At 74.2% G+C, this 16,169-nt stretch carries 15 protein-coding genes; 5 read left to right on the top strand and 10 right to left on the bottom strand.

The annotated features are described in order from the left end of the window. Positions 1 to 114: 114 nt before the first annotated feature. The 3 genes from GHR20_RS01425 to GHR20_RS01415 all read right to left on the bottom strand — a co-directional run bounded on the left by GHR20_RS01425 (position 115) and on the right by GHR20_RS01415 (position 3,707). Entirely contained in the window at positions 115 to 864 is a 750-nt protein-coding gene (locus tag GHR20_RS01425; protein WP_153811902.1) for a sulfite exporter TauE/SafE family protein, read from the bottom strand. Positions 865 to 1,029: 165 nt separating this feature from the next. Beyond that, complete coding sequence (locus GHR20_RS01420) at positions 1,030 to 2,388, bottom strand: MBL fold metallo-hydrolase (protein ID WP_153811901.1); 1,359 nt, start codon at positions 2,386 to 2,388, stop codon at positions 1,030 to 1,032. 89 nt (positions 2,389 to 2,477) lie between these two features. Beyond that, positions 2,478 to 3,707, bottom strand: coding sequence for an FAD/NAD(P)-binding oxidoreductase (locus GHR20_RS01415; RefSeq protein WP_153811900.1), 1,230 nt, complete (start codon positions 3,705 to 3,707; stop codon positions 2,478 to 2,480). 288 nt (positions 3,708 to 3,995) lie between these two features. Between GHR20_RS01415 and GHR20_RS01410 the strand changes: the two genes are divergently transcribed. From GHR20_RS01410 to GHR20_RS01400, 3 genes are all read left to right on the top strand, one after another. Then, on the top strand, positions 3,996 to 4,535 hold the full coding sequence (locus tag GHR20_RS01410; RefSeq protein WP_153811899.1) for a hypothetical protein: 540 nt from the start codon (positions 3,996 to 3,998) through the stop codon (positions 4,533 to 4,535). Positions 4,536 to 4,623: 88 nt separating this feature from the next. Continuing rightward, positions 4,624 to 5,691, top strand: a complete 1,068-nt coding sequence (locus tag GHR20_RS01405; RefSeq protein ID WP_153811898.1) for a sodium-dependent transporter — start codon at positions 4,624 to 4,626, stop codon at positions 5,689 to 5,691. 158 nt (positions 5,692 to 5,849) lie between these two features. Continuing rightward, a complete protein-coding gene (locus GHR20_RS01400; protein ID WP_153811897.1) occupies positions 5,850 to 6,347 on the top strand; it encodes a hypothetical protein in 498 nt (165 codons plus the stop codon). Positions 6,348 to 6,416: 69 nt separating this feature from the next. On the opposite strand, the gene GHR20_RS01395 is transcribed toward GHR20_RS01400, so the two are convergent. Genes GHR20_RS01395 through GHR20_RS01380 form a run of 4 tightly spaced genes read right to left on the bottom strand, consistent with a single transcriptional unit; the run spans position 6,417 to position 11,160 of the window. Next, positions 6,417 to 6,956: a gluconokinase gene (locus GHR20_RS01395; protein WP_153811896.1), complete on the bottom strand. Its 540-nt coding sequence runs from the start codon at positions 6,954 to 6,956 to the stop codon at positions 6,417 to 6,419. Positions 6,957 to 6,983: 27 nt separating this feature from the next. Beyond that, positions 6,984 to 8,432, bottom strand: coding sequence for a glucose-6-phosphate dehydrogenase (locus tag GHR20_RS01390; protein WP_153811895.1), 1,449 nt, complete (start codon positions 8,430 to 8,432; stop codon positions 6,984 to 6,986). Beyond that, a complete protein-coding gene (locus tag GHR20_RS01385) occupies positions 8,429 to 10,258 on the bottom strand; it encodes a glycoside hydrolase family 15 protein (RefSeq protein ID WP_153811894.1) in 1,830 nt (609 codons plus the stop codon). Before GHR20_RS01385 ends, GHR20_RS01390 begins: the two co-directional genes overlap by 4 nt. Then, on the bottom strand, positions 10,183 to 11,160 hold the full coding sequence (locus GHR20_RS01380; protein ID WP_243877855.1) for a zinc-binding dehydrogenase: 978 nt from the start codon (positions 11,158 to 11,160) through the stop codon (positions 10,183 to 10,185). Before GHR20_RS01380 ends, GHR20_RS01385 begins: the two co-directional genes overlap by 76 nt. 253 nt (positions 11,161 to 11,413) lie before the next feature. Here GHR20_RS01380 and GHR20_RS01375 point away from each other — a divergent pair, with 253 nt between their 5' ends. Continuing rightward, entirely contained in the window at positions 11,414 to 12,463 is a 1,050-nt protein-coding gene (locus GHR20_RS01375) for a lactonase family protein (RefSeq protein ID WP_153811893.1), read from the top strand. A gap of 79 nt (positions 12,464 to 12,542) precedes the next feature. Beyond that, positions 12,543 to 13,001, top strand: coding sequence for a universal stress protein (locus GHR20_RS01370; protein WP_153811892.1), 459 nt, complete (start codon positions 12,543 to 12,545; stop codon positions 12,999 to 13,001). Between the two features lie 71 nt (positions 13,002 to 13,072). Here the strand turns inward: GHR20_RS01370 and GHR20_RS01365 are convergent, their stop codons facing one another. From GHR20_RS01365 to GHR20_RS01355, 3 genes are all read right to left on the bottom strand, one after another. Further along, positions 13,073 to 13,510 (bottom strand): glutaredoxin domain-containing protein, encoded by a 438-nt coding sequence (locus GHR20_RS01365; protein WP_153811891.1) that lies wholly within the window; start codon positions 13,508 to 13,510, stop codon positions 13,073 to 13,075. Positions 13,511 to 13,602: 92 nt separating this feature from the next. Next, a complete protein-coding gene (locus GHR20_RS01360; protein ID WP_243877853.1) occupies positions 13,603 to 14,649 on the bottom strand; it encodes a DUF5954 family protein in 1,047 nt (348 codons plus the stop codon). Positions 14,650 to 14,909: 260 nt separating this feature from the next. After that, positions 14,910 to 16,151, bottom strand: a complete 1,242-nt coding sequence (locus GHR20_RS01355) for a PucR family transcriptional regulator (protein ID WP_208446828.1) — start codon at positions 16,149 to 16,151, stop codon at positions 14,910 to 14,912. Positions 16,152 to 16,169: the final 18 nt, after the last annotated feature.

Genomic DNA, 16,169 nt, shown 5'->3' with positions numbered 1-16,169 from the left:
TCGTCCTTGCGTTGTCGAGGGCGCCCCGGAGCGGGGAGCGACCCGTGGGGAGGTGGGGGAGGGTGCGGGGACGCCCGGCGCTCCCCACTGTGCCAGGGCTCTGTGACGGGGGTGTCACACGAGTACGTCGGCGAACATGAAGACGGCGACGGCGAGCAGCACCCAGGCGAAGACGCGTTGCAGCGTCCCGCCCCGGACCTTCCTGGCCAGGCGCTTTCCGTCCCAGGCGCCGAGCATGGCGGCCGCGGTGAACGGCGCGACGACCGCCCAGTCCAGGTGCGTCCCGGTGCCGGCGCGGGCGCCGAGCGCGGCCAGTGAGTTGATCGTGATGACCAGCAGGCTGGTGCCGACCGCCCGGCGCATGGGCAGCCGGAGCACACCCACCAGCGCCGGTACGGCGAGGAAGCCGCCGCCCACGCCCAGGAACCCGGTGACCGCGCCCAGACCCGCCCCCACCGCGCCGGCCTTGCCCGGATGGATCCGGGCGCCGGAGTCGGGGGCGGTGCGGGCGGGCCGCAGCATGCGCAGCGCGGCGAGTGCCGCGATGCCCGAGAACGCGACGGTCAGCAGGGACTGCGGCAGATGCCCGGCGGCGGCGCCGGCGGCCATCGCGGGCACGATGCCCGCCGCGGCGAACAGCAGCCCGGTGCGCCAGGCCACATTGCCGTCCCGGGCGTGCCCGGTGAGCGCGGTGACCGAGGTGAGGGTGACGATGACCAGGCTGGCCGTCGTCGCCTCGGCCGTGGTGAATCCGAGGAGGTAGATGAGGGCGGGTACGGCGAGGACGCTGCCGCCCCCGCCGAGACCGCCCAGGGCCAGGCCGATGACGGCGCCGGCGACGAGCGCGAGGAGCAGGGCGGTCATGCTATGGAACCGCTGTGGCCGTGCGCGTCGACGACGGGGAGCAGGACGGCCTCGGCGACGCTGGCGCGGGCCTCGTCGCGGGGGAGGAGGGACATCACTCGACCTCTCGGGAAAACGGCTGGATCGGGGCGGGTACGACTGGATCGGGACTGGCGGGGGAGTGCGTCACCCGGTGACGACGGTCAGCCCGGCCGCGGTCGCGGAGTCGAAGCCGTCGTCCACCGCCACCACGTCCCGGCCGGACGCGTGCAGCAGGGAGGCGGCGATGCCGGCCCGCATGCCGCCGGCGCAGTGCACCCAGACGGTGCCCGCCGGTACCTCGCCGAGCCGCTGGTGCAGCTGGTGGACCGGGATGTGGACGGAGTCCTCGATGTGCCCGGCGGCGCGCTCGGAGTCGCGGCGCACGTCCAGGACGACGACGCCGTCCGTGCCGCGCTCGGCCAGCCCGGCGAACGTGGCGCGGGGGAAGGAGACGAGGTCCTCGCCCTCGGGCACCCACTCCTGGGGCGCGCCGGTGGCCGCGGCGGCGGGCCTTTCGATGCCGACCCGGACCAACTCACGCTGAGCCGAAGCCAGTTGCTCGGGGGACTCGGCGAGCAGCGTGACCGGCTTGCCCCACGGGATCAGCCACGCCAGATAGGTGGCGATCTTGCCCTCGGCCTCGAAGTTGAAGGACCCGGCGACATGGCCCTCGGCGAACGCGACCCGGTTGCGCAGGTCCACGACCCACTCCCCGGCCGCGAGGCGGGCCGCGATCTGACGGGCGTCGGCGACGGCCGGCGCGGTGAGGTCCACCGGCGCCGGGCCCGCCGCGTTGGCCGGTCCCATGTGGGTGTAGTAGGCGGGGATGTCGTCGAGGCCGGCGAGCAGCCGGGCGACGAAGGAGTCGACGTCCGTGGTCAGCGCGGCATTGGCCGACTTCTCCTTGCCGATGGTGGTGGTGTCGCCCTCGGCCTGCGCGGAGGAGCAGAAGCTGCCGAAGCCGTGCGTGGGCAGCACGGAGGTCTCGTCCGGCAGTTCGGCGGCCAGCCGGTGGGCGGAGGCGTGCTGGGCACGGGCGAGGCGCTCGGTCAGGCGGGGCTCGACCAGATCGGGGCGGCCCACCGTGCCGATCAGCAGCGAACCGCCGGTGAACGCGGCGACCGGGCGCCCCTGTTCCACGAGGACGTAGGAGGTGTGGTGCGGGGTGTGCCCGGGGGTGGCGACCGCCCGCAGTTCGAGCGTGTCGTCCACGGGGACGGTGTCGCCGTCGGCCACCGGCACCCGCGCGAACGACACCCGCGCGCCGGCCGGCACCAGGTAGGCGGCGCCCGTCACCCGGGCCAGCTCCAGGCCGCCGGTGACGTAGTCGTTGTGGATGTGGGTCTCCACCACGTGCGTGATCCGTACGCCCCGTCGCCCCGCAGCCGCCAGCACCTGGTCGACGTCGCGCGGCGGGTCCACCGCCACGGCGGTCCGCCGGCCACCGGCCAGGTAGCTGCGGTTTCCGAGGCCCTGAAGCTCGATGGTGTCGATGAAGAACACGGGGACGTTCCCTTCGCTGATTACCCCCCGGGGTATATGTGGACCCTAGCACGAGTACCCCGGGGGGTATTCCGTACGCGTGCCGGGATTCAGAGGCGGCCGGTGAGCATGCCGCGCCAGTAGATCTGCGGCAGCAGGTAGCGCTTGAAGACCCACATGTCGCGCCGTTCCTTGAAGGTGTCGATCAGCGGGAAGGAGGGCCGGGGCGTCAGGTCGTAGTCGAACTCGGCCAGCAGCATCCGGTCGCGGGCGGTCACCAGGGGGCAGGAGGTGTAGCCGTCGTACCGGTGCGCCGGTGTCCGGCCGTTCATCACGTCCAGCAGGTTGGCGGCGACCACCGGGGCCTGCTTGCGCACCGCGGCGCCGGTCTTGGACGTCGGCAGATTCGCCACGTCGCCGAGCGCGAACACCTCCGGATACCGCGGGTGTCGCAGGGTGTACTGGTCGGCGGCGACGAAGCCCAGCGGGGCGGCGGGATCGGCGAGCGGGCTCCGCTTGACCCAGTCGGGCGCGCTCTGCGGGGGCACGGCGTGCAGAAGGTCGTATCCGATGGTCTCCGCGCGGCCGCTCGCGTGGTCGGTGACGGTGATCTCGCGGCGGTCGCCGTCCACGGCGGTCATCTCCGAGCGCAGCCGCACCTCGATGCCGTACCGGTCGGCCACCCGCTCCAGGACGCGGCCCCACTCGGGCACCTTGAACAGGGTGGCGTCGGGGATCACCAGGACGATCCGGATGCGGTCCAGGACGCCCCGCCTGCGCCAGTGGTCGGCCGCCAGGTAGGCGATCTTCTGCGGCGCCCCGCCGCACTTGAGCGGTGTGGCCGGGTGGGTGAAGACGGCCGTGCCCGAGCGCATGTTCCTGATCAGCTCCCAGGTGCGCGGGGCGTACTCGGGCGCGTAGTTGCTGGCCACCCGGTCGTGTCCGACGGCCTCGGCGAGGCCCGGCACGGCGTCCCAGTCCAGTTGCAGTCCGGGGGTCATCACCAGGTGCTCGTAGGAGAGTTCGGCGCCGCCGGAGAGGGCGATCGTCCGCGCGTCCGGGTCCACGGCGAGGGCATGCCGGCGGATCCAGCGCACCCCGTCCGGGATCACGGACGCCTCGGGGCGGCGGGTGCTGCGCAGGGCCGCCTGGCCGCCGCCGACCAGGGTCCACAGGGGCTGGTACCAGTGGCTGTCGGACGGTTCGACGAGCGTGATGTCGGTGACGCCCGCGCGGCACAGCCGGGCGGCGACGCTGATGCCCGCGCTGCCGCCGCCGACGATGGCGACCCGGTGCCGGCCGGTGATCGTCTCGGTGTCGGGTATGGGGCTTGCGACCATGGCTGGAGTCCTTCCTGTGCCGGCCCTGACGTCGTCGGGCCGAGGGTCGTACCGGTGCGCGGGCCCTGCCGCACACCCGTTTGGTTGTCTCCTCAAATACCCCGGGGGGTTTCCGTGATCGAAGCTATGACGGTCCCGTCGAGACGGTCAAATACCCCGCTGGGTATTTGCCTCAGAGGTAATTCCGGGTCTGTGCGGGGCCTGCCGTAGACCCGTGCGAGGGGACGCGGCAGCGCGCCGCGTGGCATGAACGCCCTGCTCCCGCGCGGGCGTCGTAGCGTCCGAGGCGTGCGTGTGCGGGGCGCGGAACCGAGACCGCCGACGAGCGCCCGCCCTGTCTGGGCGGCCCTCCTCGTCGCCGCGCTCGTCTGTGCCGTCCTCACCGCCGCGCTCGGCGGCTGCCCGCGCATGCGGGCCCTGGCCGGATCCGCCGTCGACGCGACGCACCGGCCGTCCGCCGCGACCGCGCCCCGGGCGGTGGCCGGGCCACGGGCCGCGGACGCGTCCGGGACCGTCGCCGCGGCGGCGACCCGGGCCGGTATCGCGGGGACACCGAGGGCGGTGACCCGGGCCGGTATCGCGGGGACGCCGAAGGCGGCGACCCGGGCTGGTGGCGCGGGGACACCGAAGGTGGCGGGCCCCCGGTGTCACGGCCGCGCCGCGACCACCGCGATGACCCTCGCATCCGAGCCCGTCCCGCGCGTCCCCGCGCGCGTCGCGGACGGCACACGCCCAGGGGTGCGGGCGAGCGCCCCGCCGGCGGCCCCGGAGCCGCGAGCGCCCCGGCCGGTGCCCGGCGGGCGTCCGGAACCGCTGCTCAGGGTCTAGGGAGTTCCCGGCCGCGAGCGCCCGTACGGGGCGTCCGCCCGGCCGTCGCGCGTCCCCCACCCTCCCGCGGCACACCAAGGAACTCCCCATGCCCGCTCGCTCTGCCCGCTGCGCCCGGCTGTCCGGCTGGATCCACCGGCGTCTGGGCCCGGCCGTCCTCCTCTGCTACCTGCTCGCCCTGCTCGTCCCCGGCCCCGGGACCCGGCTGCGCCGAACCGCGCTCGGCCTCTTCGGACTGCGCCTCGACGCGCCGTCCGTCGCGCTGTTCGTCATCCTCTTCGCCGCCGCCTTCCAGGTGCCGCCGGGCCGCGCCCTGGCCGCCGTCCGGCAGCCGAGGACCGTGCTCGCCGGTCTCGCCGGGCATCTGCTGACCGCCTTCGTCCTGGCGCCGGCCACCGCCCTGGTGCTGTACGGCGCCGGGCTGCGCGGGCCGGCCGGCGGACTGTCCACGGCCGTGGCGCTGATCGCGGCGGCGCCCGTGGCCGCCGCCGCGACGGTCTGGATCGGCCGGGACGGAGAGGTCACCGCCCTGCTGGCCGTCGTGCTGCTCTCCGCGCTGCTCAGCCCGCTGACCATGCCCACGACACTCGGCCTGCTGGGGCACGTCCTGCCGTCGGCGGCCCCCACCCGGGCGTCGGCCGAGGGCGCGGCCGGGCAGGCGCGGGCGCTGCTCACCGGGGCCGTCGCGCTGCCCTGCGCGCTCGGCCTGCTCGCCCGGAGAACCGTCCCCGCCGCCGTCACCGGCCGCCTGCTCGCCGCGGCACCCCTGGTGGCGATCACCGCGCTGCTCGCACTGACGTACGTCAACGCCACCGCCGCGGTCCCCGTGCTGCACCGGGAGCCCTGGACGGCCGTCGCGCTGTGCGCCGCCGTGGGGTGGGGCGTGTGCCGGCTGGCCTTCCTCGCGGGTTCGCTCACCGCCCGCGCGCTGCGCCTGCCGCCCGGCGCGGGGGCCACGGTCACCCTGGCGTGCGGGATGAGCAATGTCAGCGTCAGCACGGTCGTCGTCGTACAGGCACTGCCGGGGCAGCCGCACGCGCTGCTGGTCGCCCTGGTGTACGGGCTGGCGCAGAAGGTGTCGGCACGGCGCGCCGTCGTGAAAGGGGCCCGCGCGGCGTCGTACCCGACGGTCGGCGAGCGGAGCGCCGTCCGGTGATCCAGCGGTCGGCGAACGGACTCGAGACCGTCGTGCGGCCGTCACGCCCGCGATGCCCGCGATCCCTGGCGGACGCGCCGGGACCTCTGGCATCATCCCCACGCACCACCTGCACCGTCGCCCCACACGTTGCCCGGCCTTTCGCAGGAGGCTCGCCCATGAAGGTCCGCTCGGCCCTGACCGCCCTCGCGCTGGTCGTCGCTCCCGGTGTCGCCGTCCTCGGCACCGCGACGGACGCCTTCGCGGTCACCAAGATCAGCAACGCCACCGCGACCCAGATGTTCCGCGACGCGGGCATCACCTGGTCCTCCTCCGGTGGCTGCTCCGACCGCAACAACTCGACCTGTACGTCGTTCGACCAGCTCAATCTGACCACCGCCCAGGGTGCCGTGACCCTCAAGCACGCCAGCGGCTGCGCCCTGAACATCACCGGCGGCACCGAGACCGGGCACGCTTCCGGCACGTACTCCCACTGGAACGGCTACAAGCTCGACTACGGCAAGAACACCTGCGTCACCAACTACATCAAGAACAATTTCACCTACTCCGGCCTGCGCGGCGACGGTTACCCGATGTGGACCGCGGCCTCCGGCAACGTCTACGCCGACGAGAGCAGCCACTGGGACGCCCTGTACTACAACTGCGGCGGCTGCTGACCTCGGGCCGGCCGGTATCCGGGCGACCGCCGTCGCCCGGGTCCGCCCGCCCCTCCAACCGGGTTCGGGCTAAGCCCCGTTGGCCTCCCTCTCGGCCATGAGGTCGAGGACCGCCTCGACGACGGCCCCGGGAGCCGGGCCCGCGTCCACGGCGCCGCCCCGTTCATCCGCCTCCAGCGGTTCCAGCGTCGCCTCCTGCGACTCCAGCAGCGCCCGCGGCATGAAATGGCCGGGGCGCTCGCTCATCCGCCGCCCCACCTCCTCGTGCCGGGCCGTCAGATGCACGAAGAAGGCGTCCGGGCAGGCCGCCCGCAGCACGTCCCGGTAGCGGCGGCGCAGCGCCGAGCAGGGCACCACACCGCCGGTCCCCGCCCGGTCGCGCGCACGCAGCCAGCGGCCGATCGCCGCCAGCCAGTTCTCCCGGTCGGCGTCCGTGAGCGGCACGCCCGCCGACATCTTGGCGACGCTCTCGGGAGAGTGGAAGTCGTCCGCCTCGGCGAACGGAACGTCCAGCCGCCGCGCGAGCAGCCGGGCCACGGTCGTCTTGCCCACCCCGGACACCCCGATCACGACGACGCACGGCGGACGCCCGCCCGGTTCACGGCGCATCGGACCGCCCCTTCTCCTCGCATCCCCTCACGTCCGGCCGCCATCGGCCGCCGTACCCAGCACCGTCTCCTCGTGCAGCAGCGCCTCCCTGGTCACCGGGCCGGGCCCGTACGCGCCCCGGGGCACCGGTCCGTCCGAGCCCGCCGGGTACTCCTCCAGCGGGACGAGGTCCCGCTCCCACGCCGTGAGCACCGGGGTCAGCACCCGCCACGCCTCCTCCGCCTCGTCGCCGCGGATCGACAGGGCGGGATCGCCTCGCAGCACGTCCAGCAACAGCCGTCCGTAGGCGGGCAGTTCGGCGGGTTCCAGCTCGGCCGACAGCTCCAGCCCGGTGAGATGCCCGGCCCGCGCGCCGGTGCCCATCAGATCCAGGGTCAGGCCCTCCGGTTCGAGGCCGAAGCGCAGCACATTGGGCTCCACCTCCCCGGTGTGCCCGAACGGCAGATGCGGCACGGGCCGGAACCGCACCGCGACCTCCTTGCGGTCCGCCCGCAGCCCCTTGCCGCTGCGCAGCCGGAACGTCGTGCCCGCCCAGCGCCAGCTGTCCAGTTCCAGCTCCACCTCGGCGAAGGTCTCGCTGCCGCGCCCGGGGTCCACACCTTCCTCGTCCGTGTACGACGGCACCTCCCGCTCCTCGATCCGACCCGCGGTGTAGCGGGCGCGCCGGGTGCGGTGCACCACGTCGTACTCGGTCAGCAGCCGCACCGAGCGCAGCACATCGACCTTGCGGTCCCGCAGATCCCGCTCGCCCAGGGTGACCGGGGGCTCCATCGCGACCAGGCAGAGCACCTGGAGGAGATGGTTCTGCACCATGTCCTTCAGGGCGCCGACGCGGTCGTAGTAACCGGCCCGGCCTTCCAGCGCGAGGCTCTCGTCCCAGACGATCTCCACCTCGGCGATGTGGGTGCTGTTCCACAGGGGTTCCAGCACCCGGTTGGCGAGCCTGCTGCCCAGTACGTTCTGCACCGTGGTCATGGCCAGGAAGTGGTCCACCCGGAACACCGCCCGCTCCGGCACCAGTTCGGCCAGGCGTGCGTTCAACTCGCGCGCGCTGTCGAGATCTTCGCCGAACGGCTTCTCCAGTACGATCCTGCTGCCGGCCGGCAGGCCCGCCGAGCGCAGCGCGGAGACCACCCGGGGGAAGAGCGAGGGCGGCAGCGCCAGATACAGCGCCACCGGCTCGTCACCGTCCACGAGCGCCCGGACGTCCTCCTGGTCGGTGACATCGGCCCGCTGGTAGTGCGCCGACTCCACGACCGCCCGCCGGGCGTCGGCCGGGAGGCCGTCGCCCTGCCGGTCGAGCCAGTCGGCGATCCACTCCCGGAACTCCTCCGTGGTCAGTTCCTCACGGCTCGCCCCGGTCAGCCGGAACCCGTCGCCGAGGTGCCCCGCGGCCCGCAGGGCGGCGAGGGCCGGCATGAGGAAGCGCCCGCTGAGATCCCCCGTCGCGCCCAGGACGACCAGACGCCCGATCATCGCCCGCCCGCCGCCCTCGCCCGCTGGAGGTTCACACCGCTCGCGATGACGCCGATATGGCTGAACGCCTGGGGGAAGTTGCCCATGAACTCTCCTGTGGTGGGGTGGATCTGCTCCGACAGCAGCCCGACCGTGCTGGCCCGCGCGCACAGCGACGCGTACAGCTCCCCGGCCTCCTCCAGGCGGCCCTGCCCGACCAGGTTGTCGACCAGCCAGAAGCTGCACAGCACGAACGCGCCCTCGTCACCGGCCAGTCCGTCCGGGGCCTCGTCGTGCAGATAGCGGTACAGCAGCCCGCCCCCGGCCGACAGCCGCTGCGCGACGGCCTGGGCGGTGGCCACCATCCGCGGATGATCGGCAGGTACGACCTCACGCAACGGCAGCGCCAGCAGGCTCGCGTCGAGGACGCCGCCGCCGGACAGATGGGCGCTGAGGGTGCGCGACTTCTCGTCCCAGGACTCCTCCAGGATGACGCGGCGCACCTTCTCGGCCGCCGCCCGCCACCGCTCGATCCGCCCGGGCAGGCCGTGCCGCTCCCCGATGCGCACCGCCCGGTCCAGGGCCACCTGGCACATCCCGGCCGAGTAGGTGAACGCCCGTCCTTCGCTGCGCACTTCCCAGATCCCCTGGTCGGGATGGTGCCAGGCGCGCTCCGCCGCGTCGGCGAGCCCGGCCAGACCGGCCCACAGCGCCGGCTGGATCTCCCCGCCCGACAGCAGCCACTGGTCGGCGCAGTCGAGGATCTCGCCGTACACGTCGTGCTGGCGCTGGTCGGTCGCGCCGTTGCCCCAGCGCACCGGGGCGGAACCGCGGTAGCCCGCCAGTTCGCCGTCCGTCACCTCGTCCGGCACCGCGGTGCCCTGGAGGGTGTACATGATGCGCGGCTGCCGGCTGTGCTCGAAGGCGTCGAGGACCCAGCCGAGGAACGAGTCCGCCTCCCCGTCGAAGCCGATACGGCGCAGCGCGAACACGGCGTACGCCGCGTCCCGGATCCAGGTGTAGCGGTAGTCCCAGTTGCGGATGCCGCCGATCGGCGCGGGCAGCGAGGAGGTGGGCGCGGCCACCAGGGAGCCGCTGGCCCAGTCGTCGCACATCTTCAGCGTGAGCGCGGCCCGCCGGACCAGGGCCGCCTGTGGTCCGGCGTAGTCGCAGTGCCGCATCCAGCGGTGCCAGGCGTCGGCGGTGCTCTTGAGCATGGCGTCGGTGTCGAAACGGTGGTGCCGGTGGAAGCGCCCCCAGGACAGCACCAGGTCGAGGCGCTCGCCCTGCCGGAGTTCATGGGTGCCGCGCAGACCGGTCAGGGGCCGGTTGGCGCGCAGATGCAGGCGCAGGTGCGGCTGCCGGTGCGGGCGTACCTCGAGACCGCTGAACAGCGCCTGCGCCTGCCCGCCGCCGCGCGGCTCCAGTTCGGCCCGCAGCCGTACCTGCCCGTCCAGGACGACCGCCGAGCGCACGAGTTCCGCCCGCCCGGCCGGCATGTCCTCGGTGAGATCGGCGCCGGCCCTCAGAGCGAGCGCGTCGGTGAGCCGTACCAGGCCGGTGCGCGAGCGCAGCTCGGTGACCAGCACCCCGGTGTCGGGCCGATAGTGCTGCCGGGCCTCCACCAGATCCTCGGGCGCCACCGTGAAGTGGCCGCCGCGCGCGTGGTCGAGCAGACCGCAGAAGACCGCGTCCGAGTCGAAGCCGGGCAGGCACATCCAGGGGATGGAGCCGTCCAGGCCGACCAGCGCCGCCGTGGTGCCGTCGCCGATCAGGCCGAGATCCTCCAGCGGGAGGTGGCCGTCCCGTCCGCGGACGGGACGGAAGGGCGGATCGGGATCGTACATACGGGCTCGCTCCTTGGACCTGCTGTCAGCCGGACCGTGCTGCCGGGCCGCCTCACTCGTCGAAGGTGACCAGCACCTTCACGGTGTCCTCCGGCTTCTTGTCCGAGACCTCGAAGGCCCGCTCCATCTCGCTGAAGGGGAAGCGGTGGGTGGTGAGCCGGGTCGGGTCGAGGCGCTTGTTCTCCAGCACCCGCAGCAGCCGCTCCATGCGGAGCCGGCCGCCGGGGCACAGGCCGGTCGCGATCGTCTTGTCGGCCATGCCCCACGCCCCATTCGACGCGCGGGATGTGCACGAACTCGCGCTGGCCGACGTAGCCGATGACGGAGATCGTGCCGCCCGGCCTGGTCACCTTGACCGCGGTCTGGAAGGTGACGTCCGCGCCGAGCGCCTCGATGGCGGTGTCCATGCCCTGCCCGTCGGTGAGTTCATGGACGCGCTCGACCACGTCCTCCTCGGCGAAGTCCACGATCACGTCCGCGCCGTAGAACCGGGCGAGTTCCTGCCGGCCGGGCACCGACTCCACGCCGATGACCAGGCCCGCGCCCCGCAGCCGCGCCCCGGCCGTGGCGAACTTGAAGCCGCCCAGCGGCCCGCCCGACTGCGAGGGGTAGCCGTTCTGCGCGGCGAGGTCGCCCCAGTCGGGGGTGATGGCCCCGGCCGGCACCCGGTCGCCGGGCCGGACGTCCCTGACCTCGCCGCCCACGGCGTGCACGACGCCGACGCCCTCGTGGCCGAGGGTGAGATTCGTGCGGGGGCCGATGCCGCCCCGCACGGTGTGCGAGTCGGAGGTGCAGATCAGCGCCTTGGTCGTCCGCACCACGGCGTCGGTGGGGCCCGGCTCGGGGACGGGCTTGTCCATGAAGCCGACGCTCCCGATCTCCTTCACCACGAATGCCTTCACCGGCTTGTGCCCTCCTGTCGGACGACCGACCGCGCGCCACCGTACGGATCGCTCGCCGTCACCGGCGGCGGGCCCCGGGCACCGTGATCACCGTCTCACGGGGCCCTGGGGAGCGCGCGGCGGCCGGTGGGGGCGTTGATGCGTTCCGGTGAAAGCGGAGCCACGTCGGGTGGCTAATCCGCCGCGCTCCGGCGGGGCGCGCGCATCGTGGTGACTCCGTCGTGCTGCGCGCGGGGCGGAGGGCGGAGGGTTCATGTCCGGCAGTGCCGCAGGGCGCGCCTTCATCGGGTCGTTCACGTCGGCGGGTGGGCCGGGGATCGTCGTGGCCGACATCGATCCGGACACCGGGGCGCTGACCTGGGCGGGCGCCGTGCGGTCCGTCGCCGACCCGTCGTACCTCGCCGTCGGACACGGGGAGGCGGGCCCCGTCCTGTACGCGGTCTCGGAGACGGTCGCGGGCGCGGTGGCCGCCTACGACGTCACCGGGGCGGTGCCCCGTCCGCTCGGCGCGCCCGTGCCGGTCGGCGGCGACGAACCGACCCATCTCGCCCTGGCCCAGGGGCATCTGCTGACCGCCAACTACGGCTCGGGCAGCGTGAGCGTCCTGCCGCTGACGGCCGAGGGCCGGCCGCTGCCGCCCAGCGCGGTACTGCGCCACGAGGGCTCGGGGCCCCACCCGGAACGCCAGCGGTCCCCGCATGCCCATCAGATCGTTCCCGATCCCACCGGCCGCTGGGTGCTGGCCGTGGACCTCGGCACCGACTCCGTGCGGATCTGCGCACTGGATGAGCGCACGGGCGCACTGCGCCCGCACGGCGCGACCGCGCTGCCCCCGGGCACCGGACCCCGCCACCTCGCCTTCCACCCCCGCGGGGACCACGCCTACGTCCTCGGTGAACTCCGGCCGACGGTGACCGTGTGCCGCTGGGACGCCGCCACCGGGGTGCTGCGAACGGTCGGCGAGACCCCGCTCCTGCCCGCCGGCGCGGACGTCCCGGTGCAGCCCTCGGCCCCGGTGGTGGCGCCGGACGGCCGGTTCCTGTGGGCGGCGGTGCGCGGCACGGACACCGTGGCCGTCCTCGCCCTCGACGCCACCGGGGATCTGGCGGAACCGGTGACGGCCGTGCCGTGCGGCGGCCGCTGGCCGCGCGACCTGGTGCTCGATCCGGCGGGCCGGCATCTGTACGCGGCCAACGAGCGCTCGGGCGAGGTGACCCGGCTCGACCTCGACCCCGCGACGGGTGTGCCCCGGCCCGCCGGATCGCTGCCCGTGCCCGCCGCCAGCAGCATCGCCTTCGGATGAGGGCGCTTCGTACGAGGACGAGTGCGAAGACGATGACGAGGCCGAGCACGAAGACGATGACGATGACGAGGAGAAGAGGATGGCCGAGCGGCAGGGCGAGAGGGAACGCATCGTGGTCGGGGTGGACGGCTCGGAGGGGTCCGGGCATGCCCTCGGCTGGGCGGTGCGCCAGGCGGAACTGACCGGCGGCCGGGTGGAGGCGGTGATCGCCTGGGACATCCCGCAGTTCCACGGCGCCCTCGGCTGGATGCCGCCCTCCAGCTCCGACGAGGCCGCCCTGGAGGAACGGGCGCGGAGCGAGGTGACGTCGGCGGTGGAGGAGGCCGTCGCGGCACACCCCGGAGTCCAGGTCGACACCGTGGCGCGCTACGGCACCCCGGCCGGCGTCCTCCTGGAGGCCGCCCGCGACGCCGCGCTGCTCGTCGTCGGCAGCCGGGGCCTCGGCGGTTTCAAGGGCCTGCTGCTCGGCTCGGTCGCCCAGCACTGCGTCCAGCACGCCCCCTGCCCGGTCCTCGTCCTCAGGGGAGGGGAGGAGTGAGGCGCGGCGAGCCGGTGGGGGTGAGGGGAGGGGCCGGTCCGACGCGTGCGGGGGCTCGCGCACGGTTCGGGTCAGGCGGAGCGGGAGAGCTGGTCGCGCACCCACGCCGGGTCGGGATTGACGTACGGCCGGCCCGACACGACCACGGTCGGCACGGTCTCGTCCCCGTCGTTGACCGCTCGCACCGCCGCGGCGCCGTCGGGGTCGCGCCAGATGTCGACCCAGTGGAGCCGGCGGCCGCCGCGGCCCAGACGCACGCGCAGCCGGAGGCAGTAGGCGCAGCCGGGGCGCCAGTAGACGACGGGCCGGCCGTCGGCCGCGCTGCGCCGCCCGGCTTCCGCCGCGCTGATCGAACTCGGGAAGATCAAGGGGGAGTTCACGACCGCGAGCAGGAGAAACACCACCAGGACGGCGATGCCCGCGCCGCCAACGCCCCTCAGGAACACTCCTGTCGCCGCGACGGCGCCGCCGAGGACGAGCAGTACCGGGAGGGCCCAAGGGTGTCTCATGATGACGCAGGTTATCCGAGGGGGAGGGGCGCGGGAACGGAAATCGCCCACGCCCGCCGCCCCGTTCCCGTCCTCGCGCGGCCCCGAGGGCGTCAGCCGTTGCCCTCCTCGCCGTAATGCACGACGCCGTCCTCGTCCATCCGGGGGTGGATGCTCTCGGGTCCGTGGTCGCTGGTGTCGGACGGGCGCGGGCCCTCGGGGCCGTCGGGTCCCCAGCGCAGCATGCGGCGGGTGCGGATGATCCGGTACGTGGTGTCGAGGACCTCCAACTGGTTGACGCGGCCGGAGCGCAGCCGCTCGGACGCCTCGGCATACGCGAACATCACCGGATCGGCGCCGGGGTCCTCGGCCGTCACGGTGCGGGCGTCGACGAGCCGGTCGGCCTCCACGGGGATCAGGCCCCGGGTGCGCGGTTCGAGCCAGGTCAGGAAGAAGTCCAGCGACTTGCGGGCGCCGAGCGCGGAGGTGTGCGGGCGGCTCGCCGGTTCCCAGCCCTTGCCGTTGCGTTCCGCGACCGTGAACGTGGTCGGCAGCAGTACGACATCCGGATGGGTCGCCCGGGCCCGGCGGGACTCCTGGACCACGAGGTCGGGGAAGCGGGAGCCGGCGTACGCGAAGTCGCGCAGCGCGAGGCGCTCGGTGGCCTGCGCCGGGGTGAGCGGCGCGTCCGGGTCCAGGACCAGACCGGCGTCCACCTCCGGTTCCCGGCTGCCGCGGCTCCAGTCGGGGGAGAGGGGCTCCGGGTCGGTCGGACGCGGCAGTTCGATGCCGCCCGCGCCGGAGCCGGCCCACTCCTCGGCGCGCACGATCCGGTAGCGCGTGCCCAGCACCGTGAGTTCGTCGACGGGCTCGGTCTCCAGCCGGGCGACGGCCGCGAGCAGGGCGCGGCGCTCCGCCCTGTCGTCGGTCTCGTCCTTCGCGCGGAACCACAGCAGGGAGTTGAGGCTGTCGCGCGACATCTGCGGGAACGGAGCGGTGATCGAGGTCACCGCCCGCCAGCGCTGCCCGTCCTCGGCGCTCTGCGCGACCACCCCGAACAGCGGTCCGCGCACGGCCACTTCGCCGGCACTCACGACGGCGTCCAGGGCGTCGGCCTCCATGGCGGCCTCGACCGGCTCCACCGGAATACGCACGACCACCGGCCGAACCCCGTCCGGACTCACATTCCCAAGGTCCATGGCCCCATCCTGCCGAGCGGAGGGCGCGGCCAGCGCGGTTTTTGGTGAAATACCGCTCCCCATGCGGAAAACCAGCCATCCGTGGCGGAACGGCGGCCGCGGGCTGACGGCGCCCCGGCCTCGAACTGACGGCGCCCCTGCCGTGGCGGCGGTGCCTGCCGGGAACATCCCTCCTCGTGACCATCGGGGACCTCCCGCCTCGTGGTCAGGAGACACGCGCGCTATCCGGCGGAGCCGCGCCAGTGCCGGATCTCCAGCGCCGCGGCGACGTCGAGCGGATGCTCGGCGAGCGGGCGGGGCAGCAGCCGGTCGGCGCGGTGGAGGCGGCGCAGCAGGGTGTTGCGGTGGGTGAACAGCCGGCCGGCGGCCCGCGAGGCGTTGCACTGTTCGGCAAGGAAGGCGCGGACCGCGTCGGTGAGGTCGTCCGGGGCGTGCTCCAGATCGCCGAGGGTGCGCTGGACGAAGCGGTCGGCGCGTTCGAGGTCCTGGGAGAGCAGGGCGACGAGTTCGACCTCGTCGTGCGAGGCGAGGCGCTGGGCGGAGGCGAGCCGGGCGAGCATCCGCTGGGTGGTGAGGGCGTCGAGGTGGCTGCGGCGGAAACCGTCGACACCGAGGGCCGGTGAGCCGAGCGCGACCCGCACGGCCGGGAGCCGTTCGAGCCCGGCCCGTACCCGTTCGGTGTCGGGCCGCCCGGTGAGCCACACCCAGCGGGTGGCGGCGCTCGCCATGACACTGAGCAGGTGCGAGGGGCCCGCGGCGGTGGCCAGGAGGTCGGCCGCGCGGTCGAGTCGGCGCAGCTCCGCCTCGGGGGCGTCGGTCCAGACGACGGCCGCGGTGTGCGTGGCGTCCAGCGGATAGCCGAGACGGGCCTCGGCGCGCCGGCGGGTCATGGGCGCGCCGTCCAGGAGCAGTGCGACGGTCTCGCGGCGCTCGGCGTGGGTGCCGCTGGTGAGTTCGGTCAGCTCGGCGTTCATCTGCGCGGACATGGCCGCGACCGTCCGGTCGACGAAGTCGGAGATGGAGCGCAGGGACACATCGAGCAGCTCGGCGAGTTCCTCGTGGTCGCCGGTGAGCGAGCAGGCGATGCGCGTCCACACGCGCACGGCCACGCTCTCGCCCGCGCGGTAGGAGTCGAGCGCGGGCTCGGCCAGTCCCCGGCGCACGATGTCGCGGGCGATGGCGCGGGTCACGTCGCTCTCGTGGGCGGGCACGGGCGCGCCCGGCGCGTTGATGTTGGCGGCGGCCCAGTGCAGCAGATTGGCCCGGTTGGCCCGCCGGATACCCGCCGAGAGCACCGGATCGTCGGCGATCGGCCTGCGCGGCTCGCCGGCCAGGGTGGCCGCGTCGAGCTCGGCCAGCCACTCGGGCCGGGGGTGAGGGTGATCTCGGCGCCCTGCCGGATGAGCTTCCGGATCCGGGGCGACGGCGGACTCCACGACATGGCAGGCAACGTAGCAGTGCACAGTGCACAAGTGGAGGGC

Source organism: Streptomyces sp. SUK 48 (assembly GCF_009650765.1).
In the GTDB taxonomy this organism is placed as follows: domain Bacteria; phylum Actinomycetota; class Actinomycetes; order Streptomycetales; family Streptomycetaceae; genus Streptomyces.
Note: the sequence above shows the minus strand (reverse complement) of the source record. Positions and strands in the feature narration are given on the sequence as shown.